This is a genomic window from Lactococcus muris, from assembly GCF_042849115.1.
GTDB lineage: Bacteria > Bacillota > Bacilli > Lactobacillales > Streptococcaceae > Lactococcus > Lactococcus muris.
This window is the reverse complement of the sequence record NZ_BAAFQO010000026.1, coordinates 1-17,245: the sequence shown is the minus strand read 5'-3', so window position 1 is coordinate 17,245 and position 17,245 is coordinate 1. Positions and strand designations below refer to the sequence as shown.

At 39.1% G+C, this 17,245-nt stretch carries 13 protein-coding genes and 2 pseudogenes; 13 read left to right on the top strand and 2 right to left on the bottom strand.

The window, feature by feature from the left end; all coding sequences use genetic code 11:
* On the bottom strand, positions 1-598 hold a 598-nt coding region (locus ACGHCK_RS10935), incomplete at its 3' end, for an IS30 family transposase (protein WP_394304441.1).
* A 441-nt stretch (positions 599-1,039) separates the two neighbouring features.
* On the opposite strand from ACGHCK_RS10935, the gene ACGHCK_RS10930 reads away from it, so the two are divergent.
* From ACGHCK_RS10930 to ACGHCK_RS10905, 6 genes and pseudogenes are all read left to right on the top strand, one after another.
* Positions 1,040-1,978, top strand: a complete 939-nt coding sequence (locus tag ACGHCK_RS10930; RefSeq protein WP_251423625.1) for an ABC transporter substrate-binding protein — start codon at positions 1,040-1,042, stop codon at positions 1,976-1,978.
* Positions 1,956-2,975, top strand: a pseudogene (locus ACGHCK_RS10925) (FecCD family ABC transporter permease). The gene ACGHCK_RS10930 and the pseudogene ACGHCK_RS10925 overlap by 23 nt, the downstream one beginning before the upstream one ends.
* A gap of 1 nt (position 2,976) precedes the next feature.
* Positions 2,977-3,753, top strand: coding sequence for an ABC transporter ATP-binding protein (locus tag ACGHCK_RS10920; RefSeq protein ID WP_251423631.1), 777 nt, complete (start codon positions 2,977-2,979; stop codon positions 3,751-3,753).
* 342 nt (positions 3,754-4,095) lie between these two features.
* Positions 4,096-4,926 (top strand): LicD family protein, encoded by an 831-nt coding sequence (locus ACGHCK_RS10915; RefSeq protein ID WP_202230581.1) that lies wholly within the window; start codon positions 4,096-4,098, stop codon positions 4,924-4,926.
* Positions 4,923-5,873, top strand: coding sequence for a glycosyltransferase (locus ACGHCK_RS10910; RefSeq protein ID WP_202230580.1), 951 nt, complete (start codon positions 4,923-4,925; stop codon positions 5,871-5,873). Before ACGHCK_RS10915 ends, ACGHCK_RS10910 begins: the two co-directional genes overlap by 4 nt.
* Positions 5,874-5,885: 12 nt before the next feature.
* The gene (locus ACGHCK_RS10905; RefSeq protein WP_251423634.1) at positions 5,886-7,139 is read left to right on the top strand and encodes a glycosyl transferase; all 1,254 of its coding nucleotides are present in this window, start codon (positions 5,886-5,888) and stop codon (positions 7,137-7,139) included.
* 70 nt (positions 7,140-7,209) lie between these two features.
* Here the strand turns inward: ACGHCK_RS10905 and ACGHCK_RS10900 are convergent, their stop codons facing one another.
* Entirely contained in the window at positions 7,210-8,730 is a 1,521-nt protein-coding gene (locus ACGHCK_RS10900; protein WP_251423637.1) for a lipopolysaccharide biosynthesis protein, read from the bottom strand.
* Between the two features lie 344 nt (positions 8,731-9,074).
* On the opposite strand from ACGHCK_RS10900, the gene pnp reads away from it, so the two are divergent.
* The 7 genes and pseudogenes from pnp to mnmG all read left to right on the top strand — a co-directional run bounded on the left by pnp (position 9,075) and on the right by mnmG (position 17,041).
* Positions 9,075-11,363, top strand: a complete 2,289-nt coding sequence (gene pnp, locus ACGHCK_RS10895) for a polyribonucleotide nucleotidyltransferase (protein WP_251423641.1) — start codon at positions 9,075-9,077, stop codon at positions 11,361-11,363.
* A 165-nt stretch (positions 11,364-11,528) separates the two neighbouring features.
* Entirely contained in the window at positions 11,529-12,128 is a 600-nt protein-coding gene (gene cysE, locus ACGHCK_RS10890) for a serine O-acetyltransferase (protein ID WP_251423644.1), read from the top strand.
* Entirely contained in the window at positions 12,112-13,464 is a 1,353-nt protein-coding gene (gene cysS, locus ACGHCK_RS10885) for a cysteine--tRNA ligase (RefSeq protein WP_251423647.1), read from the top strand. Before cysE ends, cysS begins: the two co-directional genes overlap by 17 nt.
* Complete coding sequence (locus tag ACGHCK_RS10880) at positions 13,457-13,858, top strand: Mini-ribonuclease 3 (RefSeq protein ID WP_251423650.1); 402 nt, start codon at positions 13,457-13,459, stop codon at positions 13,856-13,858. Before cysS ends, ACGHCK_RS10880 begins: the two co-directional genes overlap by 8 nt.
* An 85-nt stretch (positions 13,859-13,943) precedes the next feature.
* Positions 13,944-14,312 (top strand): annotated as a pseudogene (locus tag ACGHCK_RS10875) (DUF1033 family protein).
* A 148-nt stretch (positions 14,313-14,460) separates the two neighbouring features.
* On the top strand, positions 14,461-15,021 hold the full coding sequence (locus ACGHCK_RS10870; protein ID WP_271328335.1) for a hypothetical protein: 561 nt from the start codon (positions 14,461-14,463) through the stop codon (positions 15,019-15,021).
* 145 nt (positions 15,022-15,166) lie between these two features.
* Positions 15,167-17,041, top strand: coding sequence for a tRNA uridine-5-carboxymethylaminomethyl(34) synthesis enzyme MnmG (mnmG, locus tag ACGHCK_RS10865; RefSeq protein ID WP_251423656.1), 1,875 nt, complete (start codon positions 15,167-15,169; stop codon positions 17,039-17,041).
* Positions 17,042-17,245: the final 204 nt, after the last annotated feature.

Here is a 17,245-nt window from a genome sequence, read left to right as displayed (position 1 = left end):
TGAGCGTAACCAAGCATGAACCACCAGTCTTTCCAGCTACAGTATCGGCTTCCCAATGTCCAATCTCCAGACGTTGATTGGCACTTTCTGGACGTTCATGAATGGTATGGGAGATAGGGATTTTCCCCCTCTTTTCTTGATGTCCTTTCGTGTGCCTAGTTTTCCCTTTATGACGCAGTGAACGAATTAACCCACGATTACCATGACTTAATTTTTCAAGCTCAAATAGGCCATTATAGATTGCCCTATAGAGGGTTGTATAACTGACCTGTACTTCCGAATCTTCATGCTTTAATCGTGCAGAGATTTGTTCAGGAGACCATTGTAAATCAACGAATAAGTGTCTCACTTTCTCCCAATATTGACGATTGGTGAAGATTGCTTTTCTTCCACAATGACTTTTTCTGCTCTGGTATTTGCTTTGGGCAACCGTTGGAGAGTAGTCCTGATTAACACTATTTCTTTTAAGCTCCCTTGAAATTGTGGAGACACTCCGATTTAAGCGTCTAGCGATTTCACGCACAGAAACCTTTTGTGATGACCACAAAAATATACTTTCTCGTTCAAATATTGTAAGATGAGTGTAGGGACTATTCATATTTCCTCCAGCTTAATAATGTTCTCGACAAACTTATTATACTGGATTTATGAATAGTCTTTTTTCTGTTGCACTTAAATTATAAATTCAAGAGGTAAAAGATGATTGGGAGAAGAAGCTCTCGCCGTTTTTTACAGTGGAATTCAGATGGGGAAAAGGTAGAAATAAGGTTGAAATCATGATAAAATGAGAGCGATAGTTGGCCCAAGGATAATCTGAAGTAATTCAAGAAGTCTGTGGGTAGGAAATAATGCTCCTTAAGCCTCCCTCCGTCTACTGTGGTGCAGTGTAAGATGTGAGGGGTTTGGAGAAAGAAGAATAAATGAGGAATAATAAAAAGTTTTACTTGTTTTTTCTTTCTTCTTTTATATGTATAAAGATAGGAGAAGTGAGTAAAAGTTCTTACAAATGTAGAAGCTTTTCTAGTAAGGCAAGAGAAAAATGAAAAATAAAATATTAAAAATCGGGCTATTGCTTATAATTTTAAGTTTATCAGCCTGTGCAAAAAATAATGAGAAGACTAAAGAAAATTCACATTCTGAGGTTGAGATTACGACAGTTCAGGGTGAAAAAATAAGTATTCCGAGCAACATCAGCAGAATCGTTTCCCTTTCACCAGCGGTTACACAAGTGATTGATGACCTTGGACAAAAAGATAAGCTTATCGCTGTTGATAGCCAAAGTCCCAAGTATGTCAAGAATTTGGAAAACTTGGAACAGTCAGATATGATGAATTTGGATCTCGAGAAAATAATGGCACTTAAGCCAGAAGTGGTATTTGTAACAGATCTCACGATGTTTCAATCTTCTGACAAGATTGAAAAGATTAAGGAAAAAGGTACGACAGTTGTTGTTTTACCAGCGGAAAAGAATTTTAAAGAAATCAAAGACAATATCCGTCTCGTAGCACTGACTGTGAATCAAAAAGAAAAGGGGCAGGCAATCATTTCGAAGATGGAAAAGGATATCACTGCCTTAAAAAAACAAGCCAAAACAATCACTCATAAAAAAACCGTATTATTTGAAATTGCTGCCTCGCCAGAGATTTACAGTATGGGGAAAGAAACCTTTATCAATGAAATGATTGAAACCATCGGTGCTACTAATGTAATGGCAAAAGAAACTGGTGCAGTAAAAATTTCAGAAGAAGCTGCCATTTTATCCAATCCTGACGTGATTTTAACAAATGTAAACTATATGCCTCATCCAGTGGATGATATTCTCAAGATGAACACCTGGAAAGAAGTCAAAGCAGTGAAAAACAAAGCTGTTTATTATATTGATAACGGCAGAAGTTCCCTTCCCAATCAACATATAGTTGGGGCGATGAAAGAAATGGCAAAAGTGGTGTATCCAGATGTATTCAAGAATCTTGAGTAGAAACAAAACACAACGCCTTCTTTTGCTTTTTGTTGTGTCTTTGGTGGCAATGTTGATAAGTATAAGTTTAGGAAGTGTACATATTCCTTTAAACGACTTCATCAGTATAGTTGCAGGAAAGTCGAAAAATATTTCTCCACTTCTAGAGAACATTATCCTTGAAGTAAGGTTGCCTCGGATAGTTTTAAGCTTTCTTACTGGTCTAGCCTTAGGTGCTAGTGGAACAGTGATGCAGTCTCTGCTCCAAAATCCTCTAGCATCTTCTTACACTTTAGGAGTATCCTCTGGTGCTTCTTTAGGTGCTTCAATTGTTATGCTGCTAGGGCTCAGTTTTGCTACACCAACAATCGCAATGAGTGCTGGTGGCTTTATTTTTGGGCTGATAACAGTTTTTATGGTTTTGCTCTTTACCCAATGATTTTCTAGCAGTTTGGACAATCAGACAGTTATTCTTGTTGGACTAGTTTTTTCATTGTTTGTCAATGCGTTTTTAACTGTAATCATGACCTTTTCTCCTGATTATATGCAGCGTATCTTTTTCTGGCAGTTGGGAAGTTTTTCGGGGGCCTCTTGGGAAAATGTGTGGCTTCTTTCCTCGATGTTAGTATTCGGTTTCTTTTTCTTGTTTTATTTTCATAGAGAAATGGATATCTTGAGCTTTGGAGATGAGTTTGCTTTAAGTCAAGGCGTTGAAGTTAAACGTACGAAGTTTATTTTAATTGGTTTTTCGACCTTGTTAACTGGAGTCAGTGTAGCAATGACTGGAGTGATTGGCTTTGTAGATTTAATTGCACCACATATTGCTCGACGATTATTTGGAGCAACTCACAAGTGGGTTCTGCCAAGTTCGGCTCTTTTAGGAGGAATTCTTTGTGTCATTGCAGATACTTTAGCGAGAAGCATTATCGCCCCAAGGGAAATACCTATTGGAGCAGTGACTGCTCTGATTGGGGCGCCCTTTTTCTGTCATATCTTCTTTAGGAAAGGAAAAAAATAAGATGCTAGAGGTTAGAAAATTGAGCGTTACTTACCCGGGGCAGCAAGTTCTTACAGATATAAATTTATCCGTTGGAACCGGTCAAAGACTGGCTATACTAGGACCTAACGGCAGCGGGAAGTCCACGCTTTTAAAGAGTTTATCTGGCTTAGTAGAATATAGGGGAGAAATCAAACTTAGCAATCGCTCACTAAGAGATTTCAAAAGAATTGAACTAGCTGAAAAGGTTGCACTTTTATCGCAAAATACGTCAATGTATTTTTCCTACTCTGTATATGAAACCCTGATGATGGGTTTATATACACAACTGAGAAAAAGCTTTATGGCAGTTGCGCGAGCAAAAGATAAGGCCCGTGTTTTGCAGGTAATGGAGGCTCTTGATTTGGAGAATATAAGAGATCAAGAGCTTTCTAAACTCTCCGGCGGACAGCTACAACGTGTCTTTTTCGCTCGTACACTTTTGCAAAATCCTAAAATTATTTTACTGGATGAGCCAAACAATCATTTGGATATCCATTATCAGCTCGAAATGTTGCGGTATATAGAGGAATACTTTGATCAAGGAAAAACAGTGATTGCTGTTTTTCATGATATTGATTTAGCCCTCTCTTTCTCTGAAAACATTTTAATTTTAAAGGAGGGAAAAATCTTATCTCAAGGGAAAGCGAAAGAGATACTCTCCAGAGAGTTTTTGAAGCAAGTATATCAGACAGATGTGCTAGACTACATGCTTCAAAAACATAAATTTTGGAAAGGACTTGAGGAAGGAGAAAGGTGAGGCTTTGGAGATTAGACACATCCTCCCTTTCCTTGCTTACTCTTGTTTTAGTAAATGTTCTCCCAAAATTCGTCCTTTTCATCAGCCAAATGGACAATAACAAAAATTTAAGAGGAGAGAAGCAAGCGATATCAGCACCCCCTAGCAACAGTTTTGAGTACTTAATAATTTGTTTTAATTGCCTGAGTATGGAAGATAACACATATGTTGGGGAGCAATTTGACTGAGGCTTTTGACTTTAATGAGCTATGTGCACCAACATGACAAATGTTGAGGAAGAATCATAAATTTGTTATACTTAGGTGTCAAATGGCTGATAAATGCTACTAAGGATAGGGAAGAATGAAAGAAATAACAAAAGAGGAGCAACGTGCTCTTCAATTAGAACTCATGGCTTATATTGATAAAGTTTGTCGTGAGCAGGGAATAGACTACTCTATTAGCGCTGGAACATTACTTGGATCAGTAAAATATAAAGGCTATATCCCGTGGGATGATGATATCGATATGATGCTTACACGTCCCAACTATGAGCGTTTAATGGCGACTCTCATGGAGCACTTGCCAGAACATTTTACCCTTTTATATTATAAGAGCCATGTTGCTTATCTTCCTTTTGCAAAATTATATGATAATCGAACTTATTTTGTGAGTGACTTAGATACTTTGAATAGGGGAACGGGGATTTTTATTGATATTTTTCCTTTAGATAGCTTGCCTGCAGATAAAATTGAGGGAGAGCGTTTTAAGAAAAAAGTCCGTACCGCAGTTACACACTTGGTTTCGTCTGCTCCGAAGGGGCTTTCCTATGCCAGTTCTGAGAAACGTTTGTATTTTATAGCAAAAACCCTTTTGTGGCTGCCCTATCATTTGCACTATAAGGGACACAGTAAAATTTTAGCTGAGAAAGTAGACTTGCTCATGCAAAAATATAACAATCAAAATCAGAAGTTTTGTAACTTTGTGTGGTCGCCGCCAAAGAAAACAGGCTATTTTGATAAGGCTATCTTCACAGAGTATGAAGACACTGATTTTGAAAACTTAAAGCTAAAAAAAATTAAAAATCATGATGTCTACCTGAGCGAACTTTACGGAGATTGGCGTAATCCACCCAAGAAAAAAGCTGTTCGCAATCACAATTATTACCGCTGGTATTGGAAAGATAAAAAATGACGACAACTGCTGTACTTGTTGCTACTTATAATGGCGAAAGACTACTGAAAAGACAATTGGATACGATTCGGAAACAGGACTTAGCGCCTGATTTTGTTCTGTTTCGAGACGACTGTTCCACAGACAATACTGTAGAGTTTTTAAAAACTTATATTGAGAAATACAAGCTAACAAACTGGATTGTCAAAGTTAATGAAAAAAATATGGGCTGGCGCTTGAATTTTCGTCAGCTCTTAGTGGATAGTTTGGAACATGATATTGAAATAGCTTTTTTCTCGGACCAAGACAACATTTGGTATTCAGACAAGAATCTCCGACAAGTTCGGCTTATGGAGAGACATCCAGAAATAGAAGTATTGTCAGCAGATATCGAGGTTAAAAAAGTTTCGGAAGATGTCGCCGACCTGCCGACTTGGTTCAAGTATTTTGAGTTTGATAAGCATCAAGAGTTTTCAAAATATCCGCCGCGTTTTGCTTATTCTTCTTATCGTGTAGGTTGGGTTGTCGGTATGCGCCGCCGGTTTATTGCAGATGTCGTTAAGTATTGGAAACCAGAATACAACATCACACATGATGTGCTTGTTGCTGCACTCTCGAGTTTGACAGGGACAGGCTATAATCTGAATCGTGTTGTAGGCACACATTTACTGCATGACCGAAATGCTACAGGAGAGCGTCTTTTGACTATAAAATCGTCAAAACATGTTCATGTCGCTGAACTGTATAAGTTTGTTGGCTTTTATGATGTTCTGTATCAAGTATTGCGTGCACGAGGCTCGCAATATGCCCCAAAAGCAAAAGCTTATCATAACTTTTATGTAAAACGTCATGCTCTGGCACGTGATAACAAATTCTTCGGAGTGTTTGGACAAATAGTGAAAGACTGGAAATACTATGATAGCATGAGCGGGCGCTTGCGCGATGTTTTATTTGCTTTCAAAAAGTAGGGAGGGGCTACATTGTACGACGAGTACTTGGAACAACATATTTCGCTTCATTTGAAGAATCAAGATGATGAGTATTACAAGTTTGGGTACCGCTCTTTTGGTCCTTATCTTTTTGGAATGAGCATATGGCTTCATCAAGAAGTAAGAAAAAATGGTTTAAAGAGAATTCTATTTTTAGCGCGGGATGGCTACATGGTCAAACGAGCATTTGATTTACTTTTTTTAGCTGAGGAGGGGCAAGACAAAAAACTGGAGAGCAGTTATATCTATGCTTCGCGGCGCAGTTTTGCTGTACCCACTTTGAAAGACAGTCGAAACCTTGAAGAACTTTTTATCAAATATCCTTATCTTAAAACTCACTTTGGCAAAGCCTTGATGAAGTTGGGGGTGGCGAAGAAAGATGTGGCAACCTTGCCTCCGTCATTGCGCGATATGGTATTTAAAGACACAAAAGAACTCCTAGCGCACCAAGAAGCTTATAAAGCTCTAAGGCAGTTTTTTCCACAGATTATTCAAAACAGTCAACAGGAAGCAGAGCTTTTACAAGCTTATTTTGAGCAGGAAGATATCCAAGGAGATATTGCTATTTTTGATATAGGCTGGCATGGAACCTTAGAAACGGCGCTTTATTCATTAAAGGATCAACTGAATATAAACAGTATTAGAGGCTATTACGCAGGAATTTTACCCAGAAGAGCTGAACCGGTGTTAGAGCATAGTAAAGGCTACCTTTTTGATAGACAACACGACATAGCTTACTATAAATTTATGGGAGTGAATTTTCCCATTTTTGAACGTCTTTTTCAGCCTCAAGAAGGTTCCTGCATTGGTTTCGAAAAAGAAAAAAACCGTATCGTGCCCAAATTAGAAGAATTTCTTCACGAGGAAGGAAGTCAAGACCAGATTAATCTTTTGGCGATTCAAGCAGGAGCTTTAGCATTTGTAGAGAATTTTGCAAAAGAAATACCAGCAAATAGTCCTTACTGGCATAAGGAGGATGCGAAGTTTTGGTTCAGTGGTTTTCAGCAAGTGATTAAGTTTCCTCGTGCTTCGGAAGTTAAAGCTTTGGGAGAGCTGACTTTAGAAAACGAGGGAGAAATTTACTCTTTGGCTGCACCAAAAGGATTGTTTACTTATCTCTTCAAACCGCGCGAGTTTTTTAGAGATTTTCAAAAAAGTTGGAAAGGGGCTTTTCTGAAACGTCTTTTAAAACTACCGTTACCTTACTACCAGTTTTTGAAATGGTATTATAAATTGAAAATTTGAAGGAATAACTTAAATAAAAATGCTTATCAATCACTGATAGGCACTTTTTGGAGTAAGGAGTGTACATAAGTCAAGCCCGTTTTATTAGACCATAGAGGAGATGTTTGAAATAGCGGAACTCAGGCTTACGGTGGTAAAGGAGTAAAAGGAGTCCGTTGGGGAGGATTAGAGCCAAAATTAAACTAAGAGCCAGATTTAACCAACTGTTGCTCAGCTGATTTAACAACAAAGTAGAAAGACTACTCAAAAGTAAAAGGAGTACAAAGACACTGAGGTATTTTACCTGTTCAACAACATAATCAGAAATAGGGCGACCAAAAAGTGGAGAATAAATATATTTAGGAAAACTATAGCCGTAGAGGATAAGCGTACTCAAAAAAGTACCTAGAAGTACACCGGCTAGTCCCATAAAATTGATAAAGAGGAGTGAAAGTCCTAGATTCAATGCAGCTCCAATCACAGGGATATGGCGGTTTTCATAAAAAATCCCTGCTGCGTCTTGAAAGAGTCGAATGGGTTTGCGCATCCCCAAGATATAGAAGTTCAGTACAATCATGATAAGAACAGGGAAGCTCAATGTAAATTTATCCCCTAGCCAAACAAGAACAAAAGGCTGCATAGTAAGAAGTATAGCTGCAGAAAAAGTTGAAAAAATCCAGAAGGTAGCAAAGCTAATATTTTTATAGACATCAAAGGACTTATTCACATTTTTCTCAGTCAAAAGATTTCCAATGCTTGCAGTCAAACCACCAAGAGCAGCCATTAACAGTCCAGATAGATTGCCCGTGATTAAACTATAGTTAGAATATAAACCCATTGTTGTTAATCCCAGAAACTTTGTGATGATCAAACTGTCAGAACCCATCACTATAAAGGTTCCGATATTATGATAAAACATACCATAGATTTGTTTTTTGAAGCGCTGTAGAATTTCAGGTTCTAATTTTCGAATGTTTTTTTCTTTAAGCCAAGGGTATCGCTTATCCGCATAAATTTGAATAAAGATATTTTCAATAATTGAAAGAACTAGAGCTGCGATAAGGTAAAGTGTGAAACTCTGGAAGACATAGAGGACAAAGATGTAGGCAATATTAACAAGTAAGGTGTAGAGTGTATCGAAGATGTTAACGATATAATTTTTTTGATCGGCATACAAAATGCTGCGTTTATAACTAAAAAGATAGCCTGCCACACTGTTTGTCAAAAAGAGAAGATATATAATAAAAATATTGTCATGGATTCCTTGATAAGAACTGAAAAAGTTCAAAAAAGGCATTAATAGAAGGCCAAGAGTCATGACGACAGAAGCAACTATCTGATAGGCGGTACGATAAAAGCGCATAAGGGATTTCATCGTTTCAGTATCATTTTCTGCAATATAGCGATACATGTTGAAAACAATGGCACTACCGATGCCCAATTCGGCGATGGAGAGCATCGAAAGAATGCTGGTGAAAAGACCATTAAGACCTTGGTAACTAATGCCTAGTGTATGAATAAAAACTGTTCGAGTGACAAAACCCAAAATTAAGCCAATTATCTTTTGGATAACGGTAAAAGATGAATTTCGTAATGAGTTGACGACACGCATCACATTTTCCTTTTCAGATAAAATTTAAAAATTATTTTCATTATAACATACCCTATTGAATAGGAAACATCAATTGTAATCCTGCAAAATCAAAAACGGATATTTCTGGTCAGAAAAGTGTGCCAAATTTTGTTCAATCGCTAAATCAAAAGAAGCGCTTCTTTTCAGAGATGTTACCGTGTGAAAGGTGTCAGTATTAGTCTCTCTAAGCTTTTTTTATCATGAAAAATATAGTATAATGAGCACAGTGCTGTTCTATACAAAAATGAGTTTCCTTATCAAAAGAAAATTGATTTTTGGATAGAAAAGACAGGCACTAAAAGTCTCGAAAAGTGGGAGAAAAAATGACAAAAGAAACTTTTAAAATGAATTTTGCAGGCCGTGAGCTTGTTGTTGAAACAGGACAAGTCGCGAAACAGGCTAATGGTTCTGTGGTTGTCCGTTATGGAGATACTACTGTTCTTACCGCGGCAACAATGTCAAAAAAAATGGCAACGGGAGATTTTTTCCCCTTGCAAGTCAACTATGAAGAAAAAATGTATGCAGCTGGGAAGTTTCCAGGAGGTTTCAATAAACGTGAAGCACGTCCGTCAACTTATGCTACCCTGACCGCTCGCTTAATCGATCGCCCAATCCGTCCAATGTTTGCAGAAGGTTTTCGCAATGAGGTTCAAGTTATAAACACGGTGCTTTCCTATGATGAAAATGCGAGTGCACGCATGGCTGCTATGTTTGGGAGCTCACTTGCGCTTGCCATTTCCGATATTCCATTTGATGGCCCTATTGCGGGTGTCGAAGTAGGCTACATAAACGGTCAAGTTGTAATCAATCCAGATGTGGCTCAAGCACAAGCTTCAGCTCTGGATTTGGCTGTGGCAGGGAATAGTGCTGCTATCAATATGGTCGAGTCTGGAGCTAAAGAACTTTCAGAGGAGGTCATGTTAGAAGCCTTGCTTGCAGGACACGAAGCAATCAAGGAGCTGATTGATTTTCAAAATGAAATCGTGGCCAAAGTGGGTAAAGAGAAAGCAGAGGTTGAACTTCTGCAAGTAGATGAAAAGCTCAAGGCGGCCATCATTGCTGAGCACAATGGAGCTTTGCAAGCGGCAGTTCAAGTAGAGGAAAAGCTTGCGCGTGAGGCAGCAACTTCAGCAGTCAAAGAGCGGGTAAGAGCAGAATACGAAGAAAAATATGCCCATCATGAAGACTTTGAACGGATTATGCGTGATGTCTCTGAAATTCTGGAAGGGATGGAGCATACAGAAGTCCGCCGTCTTATCACAGAAGACAAAGTTCGGCCTGATGGACGTAAAGTTGATGAGATTCGTCCTTTAGAAGCTGAGATTGACTTTACTCCTAATACAATTACGCATGGCTCTGCTCTTTTTACTCGTGGGCAAACACAAGCGTTATCCACGTTGACATTGGCACCAATGGGCGAAGCTCAAGTTATTGATGGCCTAGATGCAGAGTATAAAAAACGTTTTGTTCATCACTATAATTTCCCCCAGTATTCTGTAGGTGAAACGGGACGTTACGGGGCTCCAGGGCGCCGTGAAATTGGACACGGAGCACTTGGCGAACGCGCACTTGAGCAAGTTATGCCTTCCCTGGAAGAATTTCCTTATGCTGTGCGCTTGGTCGCTGAAGTTCTAGAGTCTAATGGTTCTTCGTCGCAAGCTTCAATCTGTGCAGGAACATTAGCTTTAATGGCCGGTGGTGTGCCTATCAAGGCTCCTGTGGCTGGGATTGCCATGGGCTTGATTTCTGATGGAGCTAACTATACCATCTTAACAGATATCCAAGGTTTGGAAGACCATTTTGGTGATATGGACTTTAAGGTAGCAGGAACACGAGAGGGGATTACCGCTCTCCAAATGGATATCAAAATTGCAGGGATTACAGCCGAGATTTTAGCCGAGGCTTTGGCACAAGCCAAGCGTGCACGGTTTGAAATTTTAGATGTGATTGAAGCGACTATATCCGAGCCTCGTCCAGATCTTGCACCATCAGCCCCTAAAATCGATAGCATTAAGATTGATATTGATAAGATTAAGATTGTTATCGGTAAAGGTGGAGAAACCATTGATAAAATAATTGAAGAAACTGGCGTAAAAATTGATATTGATGAAGAGGGACTTTGTTCTATCTTCTCGCCTGATCAGGAAGCTATTGATCGTGCTAAGGCAATCATTACAGAGCTGGTACGCGAAGCCAAGGTGGGAGACATCTATGAAGCACAGGTGGTTCGAATTGAAAAATTTGGTGCATTTGTACATCTCTTTGGTACCACAGATGCCATGGTTCATATTTCAGAACTGGCATGGGAGCGGACAAGTAAGGTGGAAGACATCGTCAAAATTGGTGATACAGTTAAAGTCAAGGTTACTAAAATTGATGATAAAGGTCGTGTAGATGCTTCTATGCGCATTTTGACAGAAAAACCTAAGGACTATAACACACCGGAACATAAGTCACGTGAGCACCGGAAGGGAAATAACGGCCATGGTCGTCGCGGACATTCTAAGGATAAAGAAGCAAAGTCGACTCAACACAAGTTTGAACGTTCTGAACGTAAAACAACAGTTGTCGATGAAGAATTTCCAGAGTTATCGACAACGAAGCCGGAGTAATAGAGGGGAAAATTGGAACAAAAATCCAGACTTAGCAAAGGGTAGAAAAAGTTTCTCTCGGCCGTATTACGCGACAGGTAAACTAATCCCAATGCCTTGAATTTTGATACACCCTGATGTTGAGGAAAAAGCAGTTTTGCTGCTTTTTTGGTATAATGAATAAATATGAAAAACAAAAAGAGGGGCTTCTGGCAGGAAGCCATCCGTGTTACAAAGGAAAACGATCCTGCTGCACGAACTGGGCTAGAAGTTCTCTTGACTTATCCCGGAATCAAGGCTTTAGCAGCTCACCGTTTCAGTCATTGGCTTTGGCGGCATAACTTAAAACTTTTAGCCAGAATGCACTCACAGTTTTGGCGCTTTTGGACTCAGATAGAAATTCATCCTGGAGCAACCATTGCACACGGTGTTTTTATCGATCATGGATCTGGTCTAGTTATTGGAGAAACAGCTATAGTTGAAACAGATGTGAAACTTTATCATGGTGTTACTTTGGGAGGGACTGGAAAAGAAAAAGGCAAACGTCACCCTACAGTACGCAAAGGTGCTCTAATTTCAGCTCATTCACAGTTGCTTGGACCGATAGAAGTCGGAGAAAATGCCAAGGTTGGTGCAGGTGCCGTTGTGGTCAGTGATGTTCCAGCTGACGTTACAGTTGTGGGGATTCCAGCCAAGGTTGTCCGAGTTAAAGGGAAAAAAGACTCAGAGAAAATTTCAACGATAGAAGAAAAAAGGGAGGCCAGCTATCATGCTTCGCATTTATAACACGTTGACAAGACAAGTCGAGGACTTTCATCCGATTGAGCCAAATAAAGTCAAGATGTATGTCTGTGGACCGACCGTTTATAACTATATCCATATTGGAAATGCGCGCTCGGTTGTTGCTTTTGATCTTATTCGCAAATATATGGAATACCGTGGTTTTGAAGTGACTTATGTTTCTAACTTTACGGATGTTGACGATAAGATTATCAAAGGAGCGGCGGAAGAACAATTAACACCCTTGGAGTTATCTGACAAATATATATCAGCCTTTTATCAGGATATTGATGCGCTCAATGTAAAGCGTGCCAGTGCTAACCCACGTGCTACAGACTATATTGATAAAATGATTGTGTTTATCCAAGATTTGATGGATAAAGGCTTTGCCTATGAAGCAGCAGGTGATGTTTACTTCCGTGTAGCAAAGTCAAAAGGTTACGCAAAACTAGCCAATAAAAACTTAGAAGAGTTGTTGCAAGGCGCCTCAGGTCGTATTGACGAGGAAATGATGCGTAAAGAAAGTCCTGCTGATTTTGCTTTGTGGAAGACTGCGAAAAAAGGAGAAATCTCTTGGGAAAGCCCTTGGGGTCAAGGACGCCCAGGATGGCATATCGAATGTTCTGTTATGAGCAGTGATATTTTAGGCGACACTTTGGATATCCATGCGGGAGGAGCAGACTTAGAATTTCCTCATCATACAAATGAAATCGCACAATCAGAAGCAAAAACAGGGAAGAAATTTGTCAACTACTGGATGCACAATGGCTTTGTCAATGTTAGTGGTGAAAAAATGTCCAAGTCATTGGGCAACTTTAAAACGGTTCATGAAATGCTTGAAGTTGTAGATCCAACAGTACTCCGCTTTTTCTTAGCAACAACACATTATCGCCGTCCAGTTAATTTTACAGACAGCGCTTTGCAAGATGCGGAGAACAATGTAAAGAAGCTGGAAAATGCCTACCGCAATCTTGAAGAAACAGGAGTGGCTGATCTGGCCGTGCTTGAACAATTCAAAACAGATTTTGAAGAAGCTATGGATGAAGACTTTAATATTGCTAACGGTTTGACAGTCTTTTATGATTTCATCACATGGGTAAATAAGGGAAATGGTGGTCCAGAAGTCAAATCCTTTTTCGATGATGTACTTTTGATTTTTGGTTTGAAATTTGAAGATGAGGAGACAAAATTAGATAAAGAAATTGAAGCAATGATTGAAGCAAGACAGGTGGCAAGAGCAGCTCGTGATTTTGCTCAAGCAGACAAGATTCGCGACAATCTGAAAGCACAAGGTATCATTCTTGAAGATACTGCTCAAGGTGTGAGGTGGCATCGTGAATAAAAAAGATGCCGAACTACTTAATGGAATTGCGTTGGCTTACATTGGAGATGCCGTTTATGAGGTTTTTATTAGGGATTATTTGTTGAATAAGGGCTTGACAAAACCCAGAGAACTTCAACGCCAAGCTGTACAATATGTGTCCGCTAAGGCACAGGCAGCGCTTATACGTAAGATGCAAGAAACCGACTTTCTTACAGAAGAAGAACTTCTTTATTTCAAGAGAGGACGTAATTCACATTCTAAGACCACAGCTAAGAACACAGATGTTGTCACTTATCGCATATCTACGGGATTCGAAGCAGTTGTAGGTTTCCTGCATTTAACAAAAAAAGTCGAGCGCTTGGAAGAGTTTGCTCAATTTTGTATTGAAAATATCAATTCGTCCATAAAATAGTTCAAAATATTTCTCAAAAGTATATTTTTTCGCTACAATACATAACAAGAGATGTATACTAGAGAAAAGAAGCTGGGCAGGAAATATGTATAGAGTAATTACAATGTCAGGATATGATGAACCTTGGTGGTTTTTTGAAGACTGGCAGAAAGATATTCAATCAGTAGAGGAATATGAAAACTTCTATCAGGCTTTGAAAAAATACAAGAGCGAATGGCTGAAAATGGCAAGAAACTACAAAGAATTCAAAAGCCAAGATGACTTATTGACAGCATTTTGGAAAAAAGGAGATGAAATCTAGTGTGAAGAATGCGCGGGATATCTCCAACGCTATCAAAGTTTGATGCTTCTGGAGGATTGGCATGTGCTTCCAGTAGATAAGAAACGCTGGGCTTATCGTAGATCATCAGGCGAATTGCCTTCTAAATTTTGTAAGAAGCTTTGGTATGAGTAAGAACTGAAATGAGAAGAATCCTGGGTAGGCCTCAGGGTTCTTTTGTTTGTTGAAAATGCGAGAATTAGTAAAATATTATTGATTTAGAACTTGTTTTGCTATAATCATTTTATAATGATTTTTTAATCCGGAAAGAAGGGAGTTCTTTATGAAAAAACTTCTCGTTATTACCGATGTTATTCTTGTTCTTACTGCGGTCATTTTGATTTTTGCAGTTCGCCACGATATACGTCCAGCCATAGCTCCAACAGTTTTGGCAGAAGAGATGACCCCAGAAGAAGAACACATTGCTCCAATAGATGTTGAACAGATACAAGTAGGAAATTTTGAATCTATCTATGGATATTGGATGAATCCAGAAAGCGATATTGCTGACCGAAAGGTCTATGTTTTAGAAAATACCGTGGCGAAGAATGGACGTAATTTTAATCTCCGTTACGGGGGAATAAATGGACAAACAGGACAAGTTTATTTGTGGATGTACCTCAAAGGGATTGCTCCAGAAAATGGCTCAAGATTTGAAATATATCCAAAAGGAACAGCTATTCCAGTTAAGTTGGCTGATGGGAGCATTGACTATACTGGTAAACATGATCCGACCTTCAAAGAAAAAGATCGGATAGTGATGGAGGGGTCAGCACGTACGGTAGAAGTGCTTAAATCCTTGGTTTTGTATCGTGACACAGAAGAAAAGTATCAAAGCTCTTAGTCAAATACTCTTGAAAAAAATATTGAAAAGAGTTAAAATAATTCTGACATAAAAACTCGATGGTCAAGGCTCGGGAAGATATGTGCTTTTTTTGCATGTATTTTTCACTGGCTTTGACTTTTTATTTTGAAAAAATGGAGAAATTATGGAATTTCAAGAAAAATATGATGTTATAGTAATTGGTGCTGGACATGCTGGAGTAGAAGCAGCACTCGCCTCAGCCCGTATGGGAACAAAGACACTTTTACTAACTATTAATCTAGATATGGTTGCTTTTATGCCTTGTAATCCATCAATTGGTGGCTCAGCTAAGGGAATAGTCGTCCGTGAAATCGATGCCTTAGGTGGAGAAATGGGGAGAAACATTGATAAAACCTATATTCAAATGAAGATGTTGAATACTGGTAAAGGTCCAGCAGTTCGTGCCTTACGTGCCCAAGCAGACAAGGCACTCTACTCCCAGGAAATGAAACATACGGTAGAAAACCAAGAGAATCTGACTCTACGTCAAGCCATGGTAGAAGAAATTCTGGTGGAAGATGAAAAAGTAACAGGAGTAAAAGTTACAACTGGAGCGAAATATTCTGCCCAAGCCGTTATTGTTACTACAGGAACGGCCTTACGTGGCGAGATTATTATTGGAGAACTTAAATATTCTTCAGGACCGAACAATTCTCTAGCTTCTGTCAGCTTGGCTGATAATTTACGCAATCTGGGATTTGAAATTGGACGTTTCAAAACAGGGACACCACCGCGTGTACTTTCATCAAGCATTAACTACGAAGCAACAGAAATTCAACCAGGGGATGAAAAGCCTAATCACTTTAGCTTTTTGTCAAAAGATGAAGATTACCTCCAAGAGCAAATCCCTTGTTGGCTCACGTATACGAGTAAAACGACACATGAGATTATCCAAGAAAACTTACACCGTGCGCCGATGTTTTCTGGAATCGTGAAAGGTGTCGGCCCACGTTATTGTCCTTCAATAGAAGATAAAGTTGTACGCTTTGCAGATAAACCGCGCCACCAACTTTTCTTGGAACCGGAAGGACGGAATACGGAAGAAGTATATATCCAAGGTTTATCTACTAGTTTACCGGAAGATGTTCAGTTTGATTTGGTACGTTCTATTCCTGGTTTAGAAGATGCAAAAATGATGCGTACGGGTTATGCCATTGAATACGATGTGGTTTTACCTCACCAGCTCCGTCCAACATTGGAAACAAAACTTGTTTCTGGCCTTTTTACGGCAGGACAAACAAACGGTACGTCTGGTTATGAAGAAGCAGCAGGGCAAGGATTAGTTGCTGGAATTAATGCCAGCCTTAAAGTTCAAGGCAAGGAAGAATTGATTCTCAAACGTAGCGATGCTTATATTGGAGTTATGATTGATGATTTGGTGACCAAAGGAACACTAGAACCCTATCGTTTGTTGACTTCTCGCGCAGAATACCGTTTGATTTTACGTCATGATAATGCAGATATGCGTTTAACCCACATTGGTCGTGAAATAGGCTTGGTTAGTGATGAACGTTGGGAAGCCTTCCAAGAAAAACTAAACTCTTATCAAACAGAAATTACTCGTCTCAATAAAGAGAAACTTAAGCCACTCCCAGATACACAAGAAAAATTAGGCATGATGGGATTTGGGCCTATCAAAGATGCTTTGACAGGGCTTGAATTTTTAAAACGTCCAGAAGTAAAGTATTCGGATGTAGTCAGGTTTGTCGGCGAATCTTCTGAAAAGCTTGACCGAACTGTCATCGAACTTATTGAAACAGAAGTTACTTATGAGGGGTACATCAAAAAAGCAAAAGAACAAGTTGAAAAGATGCACCGTTTAGAAGCTAAACGCATTCCTAAAAATATGAATTGGGATGCCTTGGACAGTATTGCGACAGAAGCGCGACAAAAATTCAAGAAAATAAATCCTGAAACCTTAGGACAAGCGAGTCGTATTTCAGGAGTAAATCCGGCTGATATTTCCATTTTGATGGTTTATCTTGAAGGTAAAAGATAAAAAACAGTAAATCAGACACAGCCGTGTTTGATTTTTTAGTAGCGTACAAACGTGACAACGGCGGGGATATCCGAATGCATATAAAAAAATAAGGGGAAAAGGAAAGTTTATTCTTGACAGTTTGTAAGTAGTTTGGTAGAATATAATAGTTGTCGCAAGCGAGGGACTTGTGAGAATGATAGACCATTGAAAACTGAATAAAGT